The organism is Streptococcus sp. 29896 (assembly GCF_032594915.1).
GTDB lineage: Bacteria > Bacillota > Bacilli > Lactobacillales > Streptococcaceae > Streptococcus > Streptococcus suivaginalis.
In genome coordinates this window covers 104071-121008 of record NZ_CP118733.1, presented here as the reverse complement: position 1 = coordinate 121008, position 16938 = coordinate 104071, and the positions used below count along the sequence as shown (strand labels likewise).

Annotated in this window: 16 protein-coding genes and 1 riboswitch; of the genes, 1 reads left to right on the top strand and 15 read right to left on the bottom strand. The window is 44.1% G+C overall.

What is annotated here, in order from left to right:
* Positions 1 to 31: 31 nt before the first annotated feature.
* The 11 genes from PXH68_RS00745 to PXH68_RS00695 form a co-directional block, all read right to left on the bottom strand.
* Complete coding sequence (locus PXH68_RS00745) at positions 32 to 2566, bottom strand: G5 domain-containing protein (RefSeq protein ID WP_316715723.1); 2535 nt, start codon at positions 2564 to 2566, stop codon at positions 32 to 34.
* 264 nt (positions 2567 to 2830) lie between these two features.
* Positions 2831 to 4912 carry an elongation factor G gene (fusA, locus tag PXH68_RS00740; protein ID WP_099811378.1) on the bottom strand — a complete coding sequence of 694 codons (2082 nt, stop codon included), beginning with the start codon at positions 4910 to 4912 and terminating at the stop codon, positions 2831 to 2833.
* A 324-nt stretch (positions 4913 to 5236) separates the two neighbouring features.
* The gene (rpsG, locus tag PXH68_RS00735) at positions 5237 to 5707 is read right to left on the bottom strand and encodes a 30S ribosomal protein S7 (protein WP_002940031.1); all 471 of its coding nucleotides are present in this window, start codon (positions 5705 to 5707) and stop codon (positions 5237 to 5239) included.
* A gap of 16 nt (positions 5708 to 5723) precedes the next feature.
* Complete coding sequence (gene rpsL, locus PXH68_RS00730) at positions 5724 to 6137, bottom strand: 30S ribosomal protein S12 (RefSeq protein WP_002940030.1); 414 nt, start codon at positions 6135 to 6137, stop codon at positions 5724 to 5726.
* A gap of 230 nt (positions 6138 to 6367) precedes the next feature.
* Positions 6368 to 7990: a chaperonin GroEL gene (gene groL / locus PXH68_RS00725; RefSeq protein ID WP_248028788.1), complete on the bottom strand. Its 1623-nt coding sequence runs from the start codon at positions 7988 to 7990 to the stop codon at positions 6368 to 6370.
* An 11-nt stretch (positions 7991 to 8001) separates the two neighbouring features.
* Entirely contained in the window at positions 8002 to 8283 is a 282-nt protein-coding gene (groES, locus tag PXH68_RS00720) for a co-chaperone GroES (protein WP_248028789.1), read from the bottom strand.
* Between the two features lie 245 nt (positions 8284 to 8528).
* Positions 8529 to 8924 carry a single-stranded DNA-binding protein gene (locus PXH68_RS00715; RefSeq protein WP_248028790.1) on the bottom strand — a complete coding sequence of 132 codons (396 nt, stop codon included), beginning with the start codon at positions 8922 to 8924 and terminating at the stop codon, positions 8529 to 8531.
* A 68-nt stretch (positions 8925 to 8992) separates the two neighbouring features.
* Positions 8993 to 9616, bottom strand: coding sequence for a YtpR family tRNA-binding protein (gene ytpR / locus PXH68_RS00710; protein WP_248028791.1), 624 nt, complete (start codon positions 9614 to 9616; stop codon positions 8993 to 8995).
* Between the two features lie 18 nt (positions 9617 to 9634).
* Positions 9635 to 10594, bottom strand: coding sequence for a DUF1002 domain-containing protein (locus PXH68_RS00705; protein ID WP_248028792.1), 960 nt, complete (start codon positions 10592 to 10594; stop codon positions 9635 to 9637).
* A 22-nt stretch (positions 10595 to 10616) separates the two neighbouring features.
* Positions 10617 to 10937 (bottom strand): thioredoxin family protein, encoded by a 321-nt coding sequence (locus PXH68_RS00700; protein WP_248028793.1) that lies wholly within the window; start codon positions 10935 to 10937, stop codon positions 10617 to 10619.
* A complete protein-coding gene (locus PXH68_RS00695) occupies positions 10934 to 11215 on the bottom strand; it encodes a DUF4651 domain-containing protein (RefSeq protein WP_202848378.1) in 282 nt (93 codons plus the stop codon). Before PXH68_RS00695 ends, PXH68_RS00700 begins: the two co-directional genes overlap by 4 nt.
* A gap of 161 nt (positions 11216 to 11376) precedes the next feature.
* On the opposite strand from PXH68_RS00695, the gene pepA reads away from it, so the two are divergent.
* A complete protein-coding gene (gene pepA / locus PXH68_RS00690) occupies positions 11377 to 12438 on the top strand; it encodes a glutamyl aminopeptidase (protein WP_205031712.1) in 1062 nt (353 codons plus the stop codon).
* A 44-nt stretch (positions 12439 to 12482) separates the two neighbouring features.
* Here pepA and PXH68_RS00685 read toward each other — a convergent pair whose 3' ends face one another.
* The 4 genes from PXH68_RS00685 to PXH68_RS00670 all read right to left on the bottom strand — a co-directional run bounded on the left by PXH68_RS00685 (position 12483) and on the right by PXH68_RS00670 (position 16908).
* Positions 12483 to 13739, bottom strand: a complete 1257-nt coding sequence (locus tag PXH68_RS00685) for a bifunctional folylpolyglutamate synthase/dihydrofolate synthase (RefSeq protein ID WP_248028794.1) — start codon at positions 13737 to 13739, stop codon at positions 12483 to 12485.
* 56 nt (positions 13740 to 13795) lie between these two features.
* The gene (locus tag PXH68_RS00680) at positions 13796 to 14347 is read right to left on the bottom strand and encodes a folate family ECF transporter S component (protein WP_172015373.1); all 552 of its coding nucleotides are present in this window, start codon (positions 14345 to 14347) and stop codon (positions 13796 to 13798) included.
* A gap of 44 nt (positions 14348 to 14391) precedes the next feature.
* Positions 14392 to 14537, bottom strand: a riboswitch (THF riboswitch).
* 179 nt (positions 14538 to 14716) lie between these two features.
* Positions 14717 to 15904, bottom strand: a complete 1188-nt coding sequence (locus tag PXH68_RS00675; protein ID WP_172015372.1) for an acetate kinase — start codon at positions 15902 to 15904, stop codon at positions 14717 to 14719.
* Between the two features lie 50 nt (positions 15905 to 15954).
* The gene (locus PXH68_RS00670) at positions 15955 to 16908 is read right to left on the bottom strand and encodes a class I SAM-dependent methyltransferase (protein WP_172015371.1); all 954 of its coding nucleotides are present in this window, start codon (positions 16906 to 16908) and stop codon (positions 15955 to 15957) included.
* Positions 16909 to 16938 lie beyond the last annotated feature (30 nt).

Genomic DNA, 16938 nt, shown 5'->3' with positions numbered 1-16938 from the left:
CAAGAAGGTTTTTGGTAAAAATTTGAGGAGATTATGATTTTTTATTTCTCCTCAAGATTGTTGCCAATCCAAGAGTCACCCATCCAATCAGGCTTGTCCAGAATGTTGTAGCAACCACATCTCCTGTTTTTGGAAGAATCTTCTTACCAGTCACCTCTTTTTGTGGAGCAGTATCTCCAACTGTTTCATTAGTAGCTTGTGTGTTCTTCTCATTAGAAGCTTTCAATTCTTCTTTCGAATCTGTCACACTTGCTGGCTTGGTACCAACCTTGATGACCTTAGCGGTCGCTGGGGTAGTGATACTGTCGCTCTTAACTGTGCGAGCTGTTTCAACACCGTCTGTCTTCGTAACAGTGTAAACAATTGTACGCTCACCATTGACACCTTCGATTTCGACAACTTCTTTACCTACTTCAAGGTTTGGATCATCTTCACGAATCGTTTCAAATGCCACGACTTGGGTTTCAACAACTTCTTCTGTTGTAACAACTGGAACGTGAACTGGCTTGGTACCAACCTTGATGACCTTAGCGGTCGCTGGGGTAGTGATACTGTCGCTCTTAACTGTGCGAGCTGTTTCAACACCGTCTGTCTTCGTAACAGTGTAAACAATTGTACGCTCACCATTGACACCTTCGGTTTCAACAACTTCTTTACCTACTTCGAGGTTTGGATCGTCTTCACGAATCGTTTCAAATGCCACGACTTGGGTTTCAACAACTTCTTCTGTTGTAACAACTGGAACGTGAACTGGCTTGGTACCAACCTTGATGACCTTAGCGGTCGCTGGAGTAGTGATACTGTCGCTCTTAACCGTGCGAGCTGTTTCAACACCGTCTGTCTTCGTAACAGCGTAAACAATTGTACGCTCACCATTGACACCTTCGGTTTCAACAACTTCTTTACCTACTTCAAGATTTGGATCGTCTTCACGAATCGTTTCAAATGCCACGACTTGGGTTTCAACAACTTCTTCTGTTGTAACAACTGGAACGTGAACTGGCTTGGTACCAACCTTGATAACCTTAGCGGTCGCTGGGGTAGTGATACTGTCGCTCTTAACTGTGCGAGCTGTTTCAACACCGTCTGTCTTCGTAACAGTGTAAACAATTGTACGCTCACCATTGACACCTTCGGTTTCAACAACTTCTTTACCTACTTCGAGGTTTGGATCGTCTTCACGAATCGTTTCAAATGCCACAACTTGGGTTTCAACAACTTCTTCTGTTGTAACAACTGGAACGTGAACTGGCTTGGTACCAACCTTGATGACCTTAGCGGTCGCTGGAGTAGTGATACTGTCGCTCTTAACCGTGCGAGCTGTTTCAACACCGTCTGTCTTCGTAACAGCGTAAACAATTGTACGCTCACCATTGACACCTTCGGTTTCAACAACTTCTTTACCTACTTCGAGGTTTGGATCGTCTTCACGAATCGTTTCAAATGCCACAACTTGGGTTTCAACAACTTCTTCTGTTGTAACAACTGGAACGTGAACTGGCTTGGTACCAACCTTGATGACCTTAGCGGTCGCTGGGGTAGTGATACTGTCGCTCTTAACTGTGCGAGCTGTTTCAACACCGTCTGTCTTCGTAACAGTGTAAACAATTGTACGCTCACCATTGACACCTTCGGTTTCAACAACTTCTTTACCTACTTCGAGGTTTGGATCGTCTTCACGAATCGTTTCAAATGCCACAACTTGGGTTTCAACAACTTCTTCTGTTGTAACAACTGGAAGGTTTGTAGTTTTGGTTCCAACAAGGTAAACCGCTGCTGTTCCCTCTACAATTGTTTCAACTGGAGCATTCGCAACTGCAATACCCGTCTCTGTATTCAAGGTATAGGAAGTTGTTGTTGTTTTTGCCCCTGGAACTGCTGCTTTTTTTAATACACGAGCACCAACTTCAAGGTTCGCATCCAACTCTTCAATATCTTTTGGAGCAGGAATTGATTCCGTCACAACTGTTGACTTAGTTCCAACCGTTACTTGTCTTGGCTGCATAGCAACCGTTACAACACCTGCATCCTCAACGCCATCTGTAGTTGTGTAGGTTTTTACACCTGCAACACCCGCAAAAGTCTCAACTTGTTTATTAGCTTCTAAGTTTGCATCTGCCGTATAGACGGTTGTAATAGCAATCGTCTCTGTTCGTGTTGTCACAACAGGATCTGGATTGGGAGTTGGAGTTGGCGTACTACCTCCTCCGTTTAATCGAGCAACCAAGGCATCCCAACGAGCAGCTTGAGCTTTTCCGTCTGCTGTTTGAGCAAGGTAAGCTTTCCACCGATCAACCTTAGCCTGTTCGTCTTCCACTAAATAACCTGCTTCTTCAGGATTGCTATCGATTAAACTTTCCAACTCATCATTTAGTTTAGTGAAATCGATGATTGCTTTTAGCTGATTAGCATCTGGAAGAATCTCATCTTCAGGCGGTGTTTCTTCTTCCGCAGCTAAAACCTTAGCTGATTCAAGAAGACCTGACTGACCAAGCCATGGAGCAGGATTTACCAAACTTGCAATGAGTGCTAGCCCAACTAGACCCTGAAACTTTTTCTTCTTCATAAGAATTTCCCTTTTTGTATATTAGTTTAGTAATTTATATATACTATACTAGTATAGCGCTTGGAGGGGTAAAAAGCAATAAAACCAAGAACAGACGAACCCTTAGAAACCGCATAACCACGCGGTTTCCGTCTGTTTTTTGTGTGATTTTTCACTACTTATGGATTTTAGATAAAATAAAGTGTGTATGTATATTAATATATGTTAATGTTTGCGATGGTTTTTGCAAATAAAAAAGGCAGCCGAAGCTGCCTGGGTTAGCAATTATGCATTGCCACCGTTTTTCTTGATGATTTCATCTTGTACAGATTTTGGTACATCTTCGTAGTGGTCAAATACCATCATGAAGGTACCGCGACCTTGTGTTGCTGAACGAAGTACAGTTGCGTAACCGAACATTTCAGCAAGTGGCACATAAGCACGAACGATTTGTGTGTTACCACGAGCTTCCATACCATCAACGCGACCACGACGTGCAGTCACGTGACCCATAACGTCACCAAGGTTATCTTCTGGTGCAGTGATGGTTACAAGCATCATTGGCTCAAGGATAGTTGGTTGAGCTGATTTAGCAGCTTCTTTAAGGGCAAGAGATGCTGCCACTTTGAAGGCTGTTTCAGATGAGTCGACATCGTGGTATGAACCATCGTAAAGCTTAGCTTTCACGTCAACGATTGGGTAACCAGCAAGAACACCGTTAGCCATAGATTCTACGAGACCTTTTTCAACCGCTGGGATGAATTCACGTGGAACCACACCACCGACGATAGCGTTCTCGAACTCGAAACCTTTTCCTTCTTCGTTTGGTGTGAATTCGATCCAAACGTCACCGAACTGACCTTTACCACCAGACTGGCGTTTGAAGAAACCACGAGCTTGTGTAGAAGCGCGGAATGTTTCACGGTATGATACTTGAGGAGCACCTACGTTTGCTTCAACCTTGAATTCACGACGCATACGGTCAACAAGGACATCCAAGTGCAACTCACCCATACCAGAGATAACTGTTTCACCAGTTTCAACGTTTGTTTCAACGCGGAATGTTGGATCTTCTTCAGCCAATTTAGAAAGGGCAATACCCATCTTATCTTGGTCAGCTTTAGACTTAGGCTCAACCATCAATTGGATAACTGGTTCTGGAACGTGGATTGACTCAAGGATTACTTTTGCTTTTTCATCTGTCAATGAGTCACCAGTTGTAGTATCTTTCAAACCAACCGCAGCGGCAATGTCACCAGCGTAAACAGTTTCAATTTCTTGACGGCTATTTGCGTGCATTTGAAGGATACGTCCGATACGCTCACGTTTACCTTTAGAAGTGTTCATTACGTATGAACCGCTGTTAAGGACACCTGAGTAAACACGGAAGAATGTCAAACGACCTACGAATGGGTCAGTCATGATCTTGAAGGCAAGAGCTGCAAATGGCTCTTCATCAGAAGCATGACGCTCTTCTTCAGCATCTGTATCTGGGTTGATACCTTTGATAGCAGGGATATCAACTGGACTTGGAAGGTAGTCAATAACCGCATCAAGCATCAATTGAACACCTTTGTTTTTGAAGGCAGAACCACACAATACTGGGAAGAATTCAACATTGATAGTCGCTTTACGGATAGCAGCTTTCAATTCTTCGTTTGTGATTTCTTCACCTTCAAGGTATTTCATCATCAATTCTTCATCAGTTTCAGCAACTGCTTCAACCAATTTTTCACGGTATTCTTGAGCTTGGTCAAGGTATTCAGCTGGAATATCTTCTTCAAGAATATCTGTACCAAGGTCGTTAGTATAGATTTCAGCTTTCATCTTGATCAAGTCGATGATACCACGGAACTCGTCTTCAGAACCGATTGGCAATTGGATTGGATGAGCATTTGCTTGAAGACGCTCATGAAGTGTGCTTACTGAGTAAAGGAAGTCAGCACCGATTTTATCCATTTTGTTAGCGAATACGATACGTGGAACACCGTATTCAGTTGCTTGACGCCATACTGTTTCAGTTTGTGGCTCAACACCTGATTGTGAGTCAAGAACGGTTACCGCACCATCAAGAACGCGAAGTGAACGTTGTACTTCGATTGTAAAATCCACGTGTCCTGGTGTGTCGATGATGTTTACACGGTGGTTGTTCCATTGAGCTGTTGTCGCAGCAGATGTGATAGTGATACCACGCTCTTGCTCTTGCTCCATCCAGTCCATTTGTGATGCACCTTCGTGAGTTTCACCGATTTTGTGGATTTTACCAGTGTAGTAAAGAATACGCTCAGTTGTCGTTGTTTTACCCGCGTCAACGTGCGCCATGATACCGATATTACGAGTTTTTTCTAATGAAAATTCGCGTGCCATGAGGTTTGTTCTCCTATATTTTTAGATTTCTATTCTGATTATACCATATTTTAAGAAAAGCGAGTGGGCAAATCCCACCCGCTTAAGTTCTTACTAAATGGTGTGAAGTGGATGAGGCAAGCCTCAATCCGATTTGTGATGATTGAACGATAAGTTGGTACCATAATCTCAATTGATTTATGTAGAACTGACTTAATGTCCTCGCATCTTAATTGAACTCGGACTAAACGCTTGGCAAAAAAGATAAATCCTCCTAGAGTCCACAGACTCTTCGTCGCATTTCCTATTTTTGCTATGCGTTTTATACGTCCTCGTATCTTAATCTTACCAGCGGAAGTGTGCGAATGCGCGGTTTGCTTCTGCCATTTTGTGAGTATCTTCACGTTTCTTAACAGCTGCACCAGTGTTGTTTGCTGCATCCATGATTTCTTTCGCAAGGCGATCGATCATAGTGTGCTCACCACGGTTACGAGCGATTGTTACCAACCAACGAAGACCAAGTGTTGTACGACGCTCTGGACGAACTTCAACTGGAACTTGGTAGTTAGAACCACCAACACGACGTGCACGTACTTCAAGTACAGGCATGATGTTTTCCATTGCTGTTTCAAATACTTCAAGTGCATCGTTACCAGTTGCTTCTTTGATTTGGTCAAAAGCACCGTAAACGATTGATGCAGCAGTACCACGTTTACCGTCCAACATAACACGGTTGATCAAACGAGTTACCAATTTTGAGTTATACAATGGATCTGGCAATACTTCGCGCTTAGGCGCTTGATTTTTACGACTCATTTATATTTCCCCTTTCTTAGCCTTTTGGACGTTTAGTACCGTATTTAGAACGGCCTTGCTTACGATCGTTTACACCTGCAGTATCAAGCGCACCACGAACGATATGGTAACGTACCCCTGGAAGGTCTTTTACACGTCCACCACGAAGAAGAACAACGCTGTGCTCTTGCAAGTTGTGACCGATACCTGGGATGTAAGCAGTAACTTCGATAAGGTTGCTCAAACGTACACGAGCAAATTTACGAAGGGCTGAGTTAGGTTTTTTAGGTGTCATTGTTCCGACACGAGTTGCAACACCGCGTTTTTGTGGTGATGAAACGTTTGTTTGAACTTTTTTACGGCTGTTGTAACCAACGTTCAAAGCTGGTGATTTAGATTTTTCTACTTTAGACTTACGTGGTTTACGTACCAACTGGTTAATTGTAGGCATCTACATTCTCCTGTATATATTTTTATTTTTGGTGATAAGGCATTGGTGACAACCCCTATCTGTGTGTACTTTTGCAACATTTGTCAGCACGTCCCTGTACACTCTTGAGAGACCAAAAGTAAAAAGTACCGTCTAATATAGTACCACATCCCAAACCCATTGTCAAATAGATATGTTTGAAATTTTCAAGAAAAAAACACAGCCAATCAGCTGTGTCATTTTGCTATTTCTTAGTAACCCATACCCATTCCATCCATACCTTGTGGCATAGCTGGAGCGGCTGGTTCTGGCTTGTTGGCAACGACTGCTTCTGTCGTCAAAATCAAGCTGGCTACGGAAGCCGCATTTTGAAGAGCAGAACGAGTCACCTTAACAGGGTCGATAATTCCTGCCTCAATCATGTTGACCCACTCACCTGTCGCAGCATTAAAGCCTGTTCCAAGCTCAGAATTCTTCAATTTATCAATGATAACTGAACCTTCATAACCTGCGTTATAGGCAATCTGACGCACTGGTTCTTCCAAGGCGCGCAGGACAATATTGCGTCCTGTTTCATCATCACCGGTCAATTCAAGCTTGGCTACGCTATCAATAACATTGACAAGAGCTGTACCACCACCAGCAACGATTCCTTCTTCAACTGCGGCACGTGTTGCGTTGAGGGCATCTTCGATACGGAGTTTCATTTCTTTCAACTCAGTTTCCGTTGCGGCACCTACTTTAATCACTGCGACACCGCCAGACAATTTTGCCAAACGCTCTTGTAATTTTTCACGGTCAAATTCTGAAGTTGTTCCCTCAATTTGTGACTTGATTACGGCGACACGGTTGGCAATGGCTTCTGGATTGCCAGCACCTTCAACAATAGTTGTACCATCCTTGTCAACCACAACCTTGGCAGCTTGACCAAGGGCTTCAATAGTCGCATCTTTCAAGTCCAAACCAAGGTCTTCTGTAATCACTGTACCGCCTGTCAAGATCGCGATATCTTCCAACATAGCTTTACGACGGTCACCAAATCCTGGCGCCTTAACAGCAACAACGTTGAACGTACCACGAATCTTGTTGAGAACAAGGGTAGGAAGTGCTTCACCATCCACATCGTCAGCAATAATCAAAAGCGGACGGTTGGTCTGAAGAATGCTTTCCAAGAGTGGCAAAATGTCTTGGATATGAGAAATTTTCTTATCTGTAATCAAGATAAATGGATTTTCAAGTTCTGCCACCATTTTCTCATTATCTGTTACCATGTATTGTGACAGATAACCACGGTCGAACTGCATACCTTCAACCACATCCAATTCTGTCTCCATACCGCGAGATTCTTCAATAGTAATAACGCCGTCTGTTCCCACGCGCTCCATGGCTTCTGAAATGTACTCACCAACTTTTTCAGAACGTGAAGATACGGCTGCTACCTGAGCAATTTCAGCTTTATTGGATACAGGACTTGCTTGTGCTTTCAATGCTTCAACTGCCGTTACAACCGCAGCTTCGATACCACGACGGATACCAATTGGATTGGCACCTGCCGTTACGTTTTTCAAGCCTTCACGTACGATAGCCTGGGTCAAAACAGTTGCAGTTGTTGTACCGTCACCAGCGATATCATTGGTTTTTGACGCCACTTCGGATACCAGCTTGGCACCCATATTTTCAAAATGATCTTCCAACTCGATTTCTTTAGCAATGGTTACACCATCATTAGTAATAAGTGGTGAGCCATAAGCCTTTTCCAAAACAACATTGCGACCTTTTGGACCCAAGGTTACTTTGACTGTATCCGCCAGAATATCGACACCACGGACCATACTTTCACGCGCATCTGCTGCAAATTTGATTTCTTTTGCCATTTTCCTACCTCTTATTCTACAATTGCCAAAATGTCTGCTTCACGGATGATGTGAACGGTTTGGTCTCCGTCTTTGACTTCCAATCCTGCATGAGCATCAATCAAAACAGTATCTCCAACTGCTACCGCTGGGGCAACCAAGTCCCCATTCAAGGTACGAATCCCTTGTCCGATCGCTAGGACACTTGCTTCTTTTGTCTTTTCTTGACTTGCACCTGCTAGGACAAAGCCACCAACTGTTTGTTCTTTTTCTTTAATTTTTACGACGATACGATCGCCCAATGGTTTCAACATGGTATTACCTCCTGGTCTTTTTAGCACTCTTTACCTCCGAGTGCTAATTCACATTTCCTATTGTATCACTTGGTCAAAAATAGTCAAGAAAATTCTATTACGAATTACAAAATCCGTCTGAGGTCTGAAAACAATAAAACACCAAGCGCGCTTGGTGTTTTAAGGAGATTATGAAAATATTTAGGATTGAATAAAGTATACCCTATTTCTCCACACTCTCCATCGGTCTTGGGACTGATTTCACTTTAAAACGGCAATTCTTCCTCTTCCAAGACCAGATCAGCCAAGTCTTCACCGGCATTGTTTTCACGCATGGCACGTTGAGCGCGGCTTTCGAGCAACTGGAAGGTATTGCCCAAGATTTCCGTTACATAGTGGTTGCTGCCGTCTTTTTCATATTTACGGGTCCGCAACTCACCGTCAATAGAAATCAGACTGCCCTTGCTGCCATAGGAGACTAGTGTTTCTGCCAGTTTTCCCCAGAAAATAACATTGAGAAAATCTGCCTCACGTTCACCATTTTCTGTCTTAAATCGTCGATTAACTGCGACGGTTACACGAGTCAAATTTTTGCCGTTAGGGGTTTGAGTGAGTTCAGGTTGGGCCGTCAAACGACCGATTAAAATTGTTTTATTGTACATATTATGTCCTCCTACTTATTCTATTCGTAGGAAAATGAAAAAAAGTGGGAAAACCCACTTTCTTTTTTCTATCCCTTCCAGTGTTTGGCTGGATCAAAGGCTTCTCCGACCACTGCGGAGTCGTCCAATTCGATAATGCCACGCACTTGTGGTGCGTTTGGCAGAGCCAATTCACGTGGACTGCACATCATACCAAAGCTATCTTCACCACGCAACTTCCCTGGGAAAATCAGGCTACCGCTCGGCATCATTGCCCCTGGAAGAGCCACAATGGTTTTCAAGCCTTGGGCTGCATTTGGCGCACCTGCTACGATTTGCACTGTTTTGTCACCAACATTGACTTGACAGATATTGAGGTGGTCGCTGTCTGGATGAGGAACCAATTCCACAATCTGACCGACCACAAACTTCGGTGTCGCATCATTGACCAAGGTTTCTGCAAAACCTTCTTTTTCCAATTCGGCATTCAAGGTCGCAACTTGCTCGTCTGTCAGGAAAACCTGACCATTTCCGGCAATCTCAACCAAACTTGATGCTTCAAAAATATTCCAGGCTACTGTTTTTCCTGTTTCTTCTAGGAAAACACGCGCCACTTGACCCTTACGTTCAAACTGGATAGCCTGCCCCTTGTCTTCTGCTACGATGACCATGAGAACATCACCGACGTGTTCTCTATTATATGTAAAAATCATTTCTTTTTCATTTCTCCTTTATGCAAATAGACCGATCAAGCCTTTCCATAGATTTTCAAAAAAGGCACCGATTTTTTCTAAAATCCCTGAATCTTGTAGATTCTTATAGGCTTCTGAAATTTGTTGCTCCGCCTGTTGCTTGAACTGGTTGAGCTGGGCAGCAACCTCAGCCGAATCAATGGCAGAGGTTTCCTGATAGGCTTTGGCAAAGGTAACTAATTTTGAAACTTCATCCGCCGTGATGACATTTTCCAAACCGTTATTGGCCAAGACATCGTTAATAATAGTATTGAGGTCTGATTCGGAAGCTACCTGACCGTTGGACTGTTTATAGTCGGCAAGAGCAGTCTTGATTTCCGCTACCGCCTTATCCAAAGCTGAACTATCAAAATTGGAGTCACCTGTATGAGCCGTCGCCACTTCATTGACTGTCTCTAGCTCTTGTTGAGCTACTTCGGTTCGGGCTGTATCAACTGTTTCACCATTGGCTGCAAGAGCCTTGTAAACACCTGTCAAAGCAGACTCCCCCGTTACCTGAATCGGAGAAGCTACATCAATCAAGACATCCGTCGCACCAGCTGTGATAGCTGCATTGGCATACTGGGTCTCTGTTATCAAAGTGATATTGTTTGGAGTCTTGATATCAACCACCACACCTGTTCCCGCATCCTGTTTTTGAACCAGAACTGACGAGAACAAGGATGAGGTAGCAGCGCCAGATGTTCCCAAGTACAGGTCCATATCACTGCCTTCGACGACTTGACGGTTCACATTTTCAATCGTGGAAATTCCGAAGAGTTGATTGACTTCTGTCGCTTGAGCATCTGACAAGCCTCCCCCATAAACCAAGGTGGGCTTGCCCCATTTTTCATTGATAACATCTGTCTGGATCGCTGCCTGGGCCGCAGGTGCTAAACTTAAACCCAAACTAAGAACCAGAGGAGTTAGGAGGACTTTTCCAATCTGTGCTGATTTCATCGTTCTTTCCTTTCTCTGCGCCTTATGCTTCCAAACCTTGCAAAAATGCTATGATTTGTTCTTTGGTCTTACGGTTTTTATCCACAAAACGACCGATTTCCTTGCCATCTTTGACCACCACAAAACTTGGAATTCCTAAGATGGCCCACTCCTGAGCTAGTGGCATAAAATCATCTCGATCCAACTCGACAAAGCGATAGGCTGGAAATGTCTCTTCAATCGCCGGCAAATGCGGCTTGATGTAGTGGCAATCCCCACACCAGCTGGCTGTAAAAAGAAAGACTGTCACTTGTCCATCTTCTAATAAGGTTGCTACTTCTTGGTACTCTTTAGGGTAAATCATTTTTCCCCTCCTTCAACTTGTAGTTGGCCATGGCAATAATCAAATTGGAACTGACGCCCATCCTCCATGACCACTCCTCCTATCAAATGGTCTGGGCTGGACTTGGTTTGATCGACATAGACCGTTCCAATTGGACCCATAGCTTCAAATTGCTCCCTTACCTCTTTCAAGGCCTGGGCTTCTTTTTTATCCCTTGCTCGATTGTAAAATCTGGTCGCTGTCAACACACTAGCCAAGCTAACCACACCTGCAATCCAAGCCATACTTTTCTTTTTCATAGTAACGATTTTATCATATTTCGCCAGATTTTTCTTAAAAAGACCTTTGAAGCCTGTGACTGCTGAAAAACCGACAAGCTCCCCCTGTCTCCCAACTTTTTCAGGACAAGTTTGAAACTTCGTGTTACAATAAACAGTAGCAAGTTCAAAGGAGAAAAACGATGACATTATTTGAAAAAATCCAAGAAGTCACTGAATTACATGGACTGCCAGGTTTTGAAGGCTCTGTCCGTGACCATATCCGCCAAAAGATTACTCCTCATGTCGATCGGATTGAAACCGATGGATTGGGAGGCATTTTCGGTATCAAAGATACTAGCCTTCAAGATGCCCCACGCATCCTGGTAGCTGCCCACATGGACGAGGTCGGCTTTATGATTAGCACAATCAAGGAAGACGGGACCTTCCGCGTTGTCGAGTTAGGCGGTTGGAATCCTCTTGTTGTTTCAAGCCAGGCTTTCCACCTCCACCTGCAAGATGGTCGCGTCATCCCAGCGATTTCAGGCTCAGTTCCCCCACACCTGACCCGAACCAGCGGTGGGCCCAGTCTCCCAGCAATCGGCGATATCATCTTTGATGCTGGCTTTACTTCGAAAGAGGAAGCTTGGAATTTCGGAGTACGTCCAGGTGACCTACTTGTTCCCAAAAACCAAACCATCTTAACAGCAAATGGCAAAAATATCATTTCCAAAGCCTGGGACAACCGCTACGGTGTCTTGATGGTGACCGAACTACTGGAAAGCCTATCCGGTCAAGCATTGCCAAACCAGTTGATTGCCGGTGCCAATGTTCAAGAAGAAGTTGGCCTGCGGGGAGCCCACGCTTCTACAACTAAGTTCAATCCAGATATTTTCCTTGCTGTTGATTGCTCGCCAGCTGGAGATATTTATGGCGACCAAGGAAAAATTGGTGACGGAACGCTACTTCGTTTCTACGACCCAGGTCATATCATGTTAAAAAACATGAAAGACTTCCTCTTAACGACTGCTGAGGAGGCTGGGGTGAAATTCCAATACTACTGCGGTAAAGGTGGAACAGATGCTGGTGCAGCTCACTTGAAAAATCAAGGTGTTCCATCAACAACCATCGGTGTCTGCGCTCGCTACATCCATTCACATCAAACTCTCTACAGCATGGATGACTTCTTAGAGGCCCAAGCCTTCTTGCAAGCTATCGTTAAAAAGTTAGACCGCTCAACGGTTGATTTGATTAAAAACTATTAAAACAAAAGACTTTGCTAGGTAGAATGCCCGGCAAAGCCTTTTTTCTATAAAATTTCCTCTAAAATGTACTTCCTCACATAGGTAATGAAATACAATGAGCCTGTAATCAGGTAGAGTTTTTTGGGATTGTCCAAGTCCGCCTGCTCCAACCACTCTTGATAGGTCTGAACTCTTTCATAACCTGACGGATAATCTTCTAACTGTACCGCTCTGAAATCGTCAAAAGTCGTCACGCTAACAGGTCCAAATTGGCTAAGCTGGGACAACATCTGGTCCACTGGCTTAGTATTGATAGCTGCAAAGAGGATTTCAATATCCCTGTTCGCATACTTTTCTTCCAAGAGTTGTGTCAGGACTGCGATACTTTCATTATTGTGGGCTCCGTCAATCATAAGTGTAGGCTTGATCAATTCTAAGCGGCCTGGCCATATGGCTTGGGACAAGCCCTGGCTGATGGTTTCATTGGTAATCTTTGGAAAATGAGGGTTGAGAAGCTGAGCTGTTGTCACTGCCAAGGCTGCGTTGACCTCTTGGTGATACCCCTGCATCTGTAGCCTCAAATCCTCAACTCGGCCGAAGGGGCTTGAAACCGCAAAGCCTGCTCTGCTATTTTCCAAAACAATCTCCCGCCCTACCGCATAGGTCGGACTCTGAAGCTGACGGGCCTGCTCCTCAAATACTGCCACCACTTCTGGCTGGTCGGTCGCATAGAGGAAGGGAACCCGCTCACGCAAGACAGCAACCTTGTGACGGGCTATGGCGGCGTGGGTCTCTCCCAAAAAAGCCTGATGGTCCAAGCCGATGGATGGGCAAACTACTGCCAAAGGAGCAAGGACATTGGTCGCATCCTGCAAACCGCCCATGCCCGCCTCCACCAAGAGAATGTCGGGACACCGGTTGTGGGCAAAGTAGACAAACATAGCCACTACTACAATCTCAAACTCCGAGATGGCATCCAGTCCAGCCGTCTGGTCCAAGTCCTCAATCAAAGGCCGCAAGTCTGTCACAATCCTCGCAAAATCTTCCTCTGAAATCATCTCTTGCTCAAAGACAATCTGCTCTCGAAAATCAATGATAGACGGCGATGTAAAGCGACCGACGGTGTACCCCGAAGACTGTAAAATAGACTGTAAGGCATTCAAGGTCGAACCCTTGCCATTTGTACCTACGAAGTGAACGGTCGGCACTTGAAGCTGGGGATTGTCCAAGCGTTCCAAGAGCCAGCTAACACGCGCAACACCGTTTTCTAAATCTGATGCAGGGCGATTCGATAGCCACTGCCTAATTTCTTGATAATCCATGATTCCCTCTCTACAAAAGCAGCAACAGGGGGATGACCTGTTGCTCGATACTGTTTTTATTTAATGCCCATTAACTTGGCCAATTCAGGTATTTTTTGTAAACTTGGCAAGACAAGCATGGTCACGACAATGCGTAATGGAATTTCAAAAATAGCCTTAATCAAACGACTGCTATACAAGGCAATCCAAGGTGTTCCAAAATGGAAATGGAGGGCGATAGGCGTCATGATAAAGGAAATCACAACCTGAATCAAGACAACAACCCCTGCAACATAGAGCCAATCAGCCTTGTTCTTGGTGTCTAGCGATTTTCGATAGAAGAACCAGCCGTAGATAAAAGCCGATACCGCCTCAATCAAAATCCAAGTGAAGAGGACAGTTTGCCCGCTAAACAAGACAAAGACTGGGTCTGAAATAGCCGCAAAGATCGCTGCCCAAACTGGACCTGCAATAGCTCCCAAAATAGTATTGGGAATAAAGGTAAACTGGACTTGCAAGGTTTCTGAAATCCGAATGGAGAAATAGTTCTCCACAACCATAACCAAGGCAAGGGTCATCGCAATAGCAGTCAATAACTGCACTGTTAGTTTTGGAATCTTCTTTTCCATAAAAAATGCTCCTTTTTCAAAAAATGGAGCTGTCGTGTGTATTCGACAGCGGATGCAATGGTTTACCGCGCTAGTCTCAGCCAGGCCTCAATGTTCCTACTCTAGGAGACATCAGATACAAGCCAAAATCAGCTTCGTTATGTGGCAACATCCCATCCACATACACTTGACGCAAACCATCTACTCTGTGCAAATTTCTTTGCCAATTTATTCTATCACAAACCTAGGTATTCGGCTATAAGAAATAAACTATTGACCCTTCTATTTCCAAACTATAGTGCATTCATCTCCCTTCAAGCAGGACTCGACAAACCAAACAACAAGATAGCAAAAAGGCCAGTCAAACGACCAAGCCTTTCTTCTTTTCGCTTATTTTAGGCGTTCTACATCACGCGCAATAACCAATTCCTCATCAGTTGGAACCACCAAGACTTTCACTCGGGAATCAACTGTTGAAATATCTCCGCTATAGCCGAAGACGTTCTTTTCTGGATCCAATTCCATACCGAACCAAGTCAAGCCATTGACTACTGCCTCGCGGACTTTCACAGAGTTTTCACCAATACCCGCTGTGAAGACGAGGGCATCTGCACCATTCAAAACAGCAAAGTATTGACCAATGAATTTTTGCAGACGGTTTACCAACATGTTGAAGGCCAAGGTGCATTTTTCATCACCCGCTTCAACACCTGCTTCTACCTCACGCATATCACTTGAAATCTCCGCAATACCAAGAATGCCGGACTGTTTGTTCAAAACGTTGATAACATCCGCAGCATCTTTCAACTCATCGACATTTTCAATCAAGTAAGGAATGATTGCTGGGTCAATATCACCAGAACGTGTTCCCATCATTGGACCTGCAAGCGGAGTGAAGCCCATTGAGGTATCTACTGATTGACCACCATCAATAGCAGAAATCGAAATACCATTTCCGATATGAGCTGTAATGACTTTCGTTTCTTCCAATGGTTTGCCCAAGAGTTTAGCAGCTTCGCGTGAAACATAGAAATGAGATGTTCCATGAGCACCATACTTACGAACCTTATGTTCATGGTAGAATTTGTTTGGCAATGGGTAGCGGTAAGCAACCTCTGGCATTGTTGCGTGGAAGGCCGTATCAAACACAGCCACACTGGTCACTTCTGGCAAGATGTCCTTGAAGGCCTTAATACCCGCCGCATTAGCTGGGTTGTGAAGTGGTGCAAGGCTAGATAGGTCTTCAATTTGCTTCAACACTTCATCCGTAATGACAACTGAATCCTTGAAAATTTCACCACCAGCTACCACACGGTGACCAACACCTGTGATTTCAGAAAAGTCCGCGATGATACCGTGTTTCAATAAGTCTTCCAAAAGAATTTTTACTGCTTCAACGTGATCTGGAATATCTAAAACTTGCTCAGCCTTTTGATCTGCAAATTTTACAGTAACAATTGAATCTTTCAAACCGATACGCTCGATAATTCCTTTAGCAAGAACTGTTTCTTCTGGCATTTGATATAATTGCCATTTCAGACTCGAACTACCTGCGTTGATCGCGATTGTTTTTGACATAGTGTTCCCCTTTTTTAAGCGTTTTCCTAACTAGTATAGCAGATTTTCGACTAAATTGCATTTTCTTGCTTCCATTTTTTAAAATTGACCATAAAGTCTCGAATAGTTTCTGCTTCTTGGACACTTTGAAGTGGATAAACAAAAGCTGCTGGTGCCTGATTGGTCTTTTTCTGTAAGACAAAAATCGATTTTGCCATAGCCTGTTGCCCAAACAAACTTGGCGGCAAAGCAATCATAGCCACAATGCTAGCCTGCTCCTGCAACCATTCTTTCAAAAGAGAACTTTGCGGACTAGACAAGAGGTCATTGGGAGCTAGTAGAATCGCATACCCATCTTTTTCCAGATACTTGAGGGATTGCTCCATTAGCAAATGGTGGGCGTAGGTATGCTCTGTCTGGCTCGCCACCTGATAGCGACTGGCAATCTGGTCATCTGGATAAAAACCAATCGGCAGGTCCGCAATAATGACTTGGCTTTCCTTCAAAATCTGCGGACGTACCGCATCGCCCTGGGCAAAAGAAATCTCTGCCTGCATAACGTCTGCCATGCTGGCCGACAAATCAATCAACAAGTCGTCAATTTCAATTCCTAGATAGTCTAGCTTCTTTTGGCTGGCATTGAGAATAGTTTGCGCCAAATTCCCAGTCCCCGAACCAATTTCTAAGACAGTCACAGAGTCTTGAGACACCAACTGGTCCAAAAGGAAGGTCAAAATAAACCCAATACTGTCAGGGGTGAACTGGTGATTGTACTGCATGGGCTCTGTCTGATTGGCCTTTATAAACAAAAATTGGAAGGCACGGCGCCATTCTTCCTTGGTTAAATCCAGTTGTTTCAAGGCCTTGTTATTAGTAACAACAAGGTCCGTTTCATGCTGACCAGCTACGTAAGCAGCATTTTGCTCAATCATGGCGTCATAGATATTGGTGCCAAGCTGGTTTTGGATAGTCTGTACGTTTTCTAATAGCAGGTCGTAAGCCTGTTCGATCTTTTCAAAATTCATACTCTTATCTTATCAAAAATTCACCAACTT